Origin of the sequence: Okeania hirsuta (genome assembly GCF_003838195.1) — a bacterium.
Lineage (GTDB): Bacteria > Cyanobacteriota > Cyanobacteriia > Cyanobacteriales > Microcoleaceae > Okeania > Okeania hirsuta.
In genome coordinates this window covers 1-3054 of record NZ_RCBY01000445.1, presented here as the reverse complement: position 1 = coordinate 3054, position 3054 = coordinate 1, and the positions used below count along the sequence as shown (strand labels likewise).

The 3054-nt window shown below is 33.7% G+C and carries 4 protein-coding genes and 1 pseudogene; 3 read left to right on the top strand and 2 right to left on the bottom strand.

Going from position 1 to position 3054, the window contains the following annotated elements:
• Positions 1 to 73: 73 nt before the first annotated feature.
• Positions 74 to 292, top strand: a pseudogene (locus D5R40_RS37195) (hypothetical protein); the annotation flags it as partial.
• Between the two features lie 361 nt (positions 293 to 653).
• Here the strand turns inward: D5R40_RS37195 and D5R40_RS31560 are convergent.
• Both D5R40_RS31560 and D5R40_RS31555 read right to left on the bottom strand, forming a co-directional pair.
• Positions 654 to 1433, bottom strand: coding sequence for a hypothetical protein (locus D5R40_RS31560; protein WP_124144524.1), 780 nt, complete (start codon positions 1431 to 1433; stop codon positions 654 to 656).
• A gap of 87 nt (positions 1434 to 1520) precedes the next feature.
• The gene (locus D5R40_RS31555) at positions 1521 to 1880 is read right to left on the bottom strand and encodes a hypothetical protein (protein WP_124144523.1); all 360 of its coding nucleotides are present in this window, start codon (positions 1878 to 1880) and stop codon (positions 1521 to 1523) included.
• Between the two features lie 170 nt (positions 1881 to 2050).
• Here D5R40_RS31555 and D5R40_RS42265 point away from each other — a divergent pair, with 170 nt between their 5' ends.
• Positions 2051 to 2305 carry a hypothetical protein gene (locus tag D5R40_RS42265; RefSeq protein ID WP_338043166.1) on the top strand — a complete coding sequence of 85 codons (255 nt, stop codon included), beginning with the start codon at positions 2051 to 2053 and terminating at the stop codon, positions 2303 to 2305.
• A 33-nt stretch (positions 2306 to 2338) separates the two neighbouring features.
• The gene (locus D5R40_RS31545) at positions 2339 to 2923 is read left to right on the top strand and encodes a Uma2 family endonuclease (protein ID WP_124155779.1); all 585 of its coding nucleotides are present in this window, start codon (positions 2339 to 2341) and stop codon (positions 2921 to 2923) included.
• Positions 2924 to 3054 lie beyond the last annotated feature (131 nt).

The following is a 3054-nucleotide window of genomic DNA, read 5'->3' as shown; positions in this document are numbered from 1 at the left end:
ACTTTGTTGACGGGGACTTAGAAACCCCGTCCGTCTACACGGCGGGGTAGTTCATAGCTTTGAAGCATTACCAAGTGGAGGTCGCATTTATATAAGTGAAATATTATTAGGAGATGGAAAAGATAACCCTCCAATTGCTACTTCATTTTCAATGTGCCTGTTTTGGGTTACTGAGGATAAACAATACACTGCTAATGAGTTTAATCAACTTTTGCAAGAAGTTGGGTTTGAAGAAATATCAATAGTTCAAACTCATGTTTATTATTCACTCGTTAGTGCTAGAAAACCTTAACAAAGTTAGAAGTCATCAAATCCGGTAGTATTGGTATAGAAAAATGTAGAAACCGGGTTTGTTTCAAATACCTAGCACTTAAGGTCTACTTCCTACAAACCCGGTTTATTATCATTTTCTTTGTGGGTTTAATACCCCACCGTCAACGGGGGTGTTCACGCATTACTTGGGGGAGCGAATCCCCATGTAATTTTCCTCCTGTCTCCTGTCTCCTGTCTCCTGTCTCCTTCTTCAAAACACTTGAAAGCAAGGGGATTTGATATAGTTGTTTTTGTAAGAAGCATTTGAACAACCTACAAAAACACTTCAATACACCATTTTAAGCTTGACGTGCCACTACTAATTGCCTATTCCCTTTTTCCTACTGAAGAGATTTCCAAAGATTTTGAATTAGCATTATTTGCTTACCAATTGGGAGATAACGTTCAAGAGACAAAATATTCTGATCATTTTGAAAATCTGCAAAATTCTGCTGAAATGCTGCATAAATTTTCAGGTTCATATTTAATAGTTGATCGTCAACAATATTCAAAATTAATTGTTCTTGATTGTTAAAGTTGTCGTCATCCCTAATAATTAATTTACCAGGACGAAGAGCAAAATCACCAGAATAGTCAAATTTCATCCAAAAATCCACTTCTATATTGGGCTGAGTATTGTCTTGATCAAAATAAATTTTTAAACGCCGTTCCTGAATATCCCATAGGGGATATTCTTTTTTGATTGCAGGATTTGGTTGCATATCAATGTTAGAACGAACATAAATTTTATCTTGAATATTTTTTACCTGATAAATAGCATTGACAAATGTATTTGTACCGCTAACTTCTGGAAGTGACAAATAATTATTAAAATCAATTATTCCTATTGAAGAGAGTAACTGTAAAGCATGAGGCAATTCAAGTAATGGTGGGTCTGTAGTATATGCTAAACCATTTTCTTTAGAAAAATAAATTTCTACTTTATATAAATTAGGAATACTCGAATAATTACTTGAAGTTAGGGAAAGCTTTTGTTTTTTTTCCTTGATAAATTTTTGGATTTCTCGTTTAATAAATTTAGGAAAGTCTGAATAATACCACTGAGAAGCAACTGCTGCTTTTATTTTATTTTTATGAATTATTTCTGCGATTTCCAGCATTTATTCTAGGTTTGTTACAACTGGCTTAGGTAATATAAAGTGTTTGACACCAGCTTCAATATATAACATTAGTTGTTCATAAACTAATTATGGCTTTAAAGCTATCTCGATTACTTGTCTGGCTTTTTGTTGGTTATTTAAGTATTTAAAATAGTTATCATGCCATTGACGAAAACTCTGAAATAGATAAGTTTGTGGTTGATTCTGACCTAAAATACTATCAGCAAATAAGGAGGAAGTAATTACTGGATCGACAATAGATACTATTTCCCAAAAATATTCATTTTTAGCATATTTAGTTCCAATATAATTTTTTCCGTAACGTCCATAACCAACAATTGTTGTTGGAAAAATTGAAGCTTGATCGGATAGATGAGACTGACTGTCAGGATTTTTGGTAGCAACCGAGTCAGTTTGATGTTGTAGTAATTTTTTTTGCCCTTTCATAATTTTCTTATAATTTATTTAGGTTACTATAACATTCTTAAACAAACTTAAACTATGACAGGAGATAGAAGGTTAATTATTGATATTCGGTCGCTTCAGACTTTCCATCACAAACATTTGGTCAACTCACAGCTAAAGCTAAAGATTATTTAGATGCAGGTGTATTAAGGGTGTGGGTTGTTGATAGTAAAGCTAGAAGTATTACAGTTTTTTTGTATTCAGATGCAGTACCACAAACTTATATAGGAAATCCCCTATTTAGGAACTCTTTATTTGAAGGATTAGAATTAACTGCTGGAGAAGTATTAATAAGGGGAGAATTTCCACTAAAATTACTTCCAGTTACAGGGAAAAAAGATGAGTACAAAATTTGCTGTAAATTATCACTCCTGACTCTTGACTACCACCAAAATATTACAATATAAATACTCAAAAGTCGGCATAATTTTAAAGACGAAATGGTACAAATAAAAAATCAACTTACATTACAAGAGTTTCTTGAACTTCCACCAGGAGAAGGAGATATTATTTATGAATTTATTGATGGAAAAGCAATCGCAAAAATGTCACCCAAATTTTTTCACTCTAAAATAACTCGTGCTTTGCTTTATTTAATAGATGAATGGTGCGAGGGAAAAGGGCAAGTTTTTCCAGAATGGGCGGTTAAATTAACTCGTCAAGGGAAAGATTGGGTGCCTATACCAGAAATTTTATATGTTTCTTATGAGCGCTTATCTCCAGAATGGATAGCAGATGATTTTTGTCCTGTTTTGCCCGATCTAGTAATAGAAATAATTTCTCCTGGGCAAACATTTGGTCAACTCACAGCTAAAGCTAAAGATTATTTAGATGCAGGTGTATTAAGGGTGTGGGTTGTTGATAGTAAAGCCAGGAGTATTACAGTTTTTTATCCAGATGCACCACCACAAACTTATATGGGAGATACCCTATTGATAGATTCTCTATTTGAAGGATTAGAATTAACTGCTGAACAAGTATTTACCAAAGCCGGAATTCCTACTTTTTTTCATAAAAATGTTTAATTGAAGAAGGAGACAGGAGACAGGAGACAGGAGACAGGAGGAAAATTACTTATGGATTCGCTCCCCCAAGTAATGCGTGAACACCCCCGTTGACGGTGGGGTATTAAACCCACAAAGAAAATGATAATAAA

Excerpts from the sequence above, each read along its gene's own strand:
- D5R40_RS31560 (WP_124144524.1), bottom strand. The coding sequence starts at position 1,433 with ATGCTGGAAATCGCAGAAATAATTCATAAAAATAAAATAAAAGCAGCA.
- D5R40_RS31555 (WP_124144523.1), bottom strand. The coding sequence starts at position 1,880 with ATGAAAGGGCAAAAAAAATTACTACAACATCAAACTGACTCGGTTGCT.
- D5R40_RS31545 (WP_124155779.1), top strand. The coding sequence starts at position 2,339 with ATGGTACAAATAAAAAATCAACTTACATTACAAGAGTTTCTTGAACTT.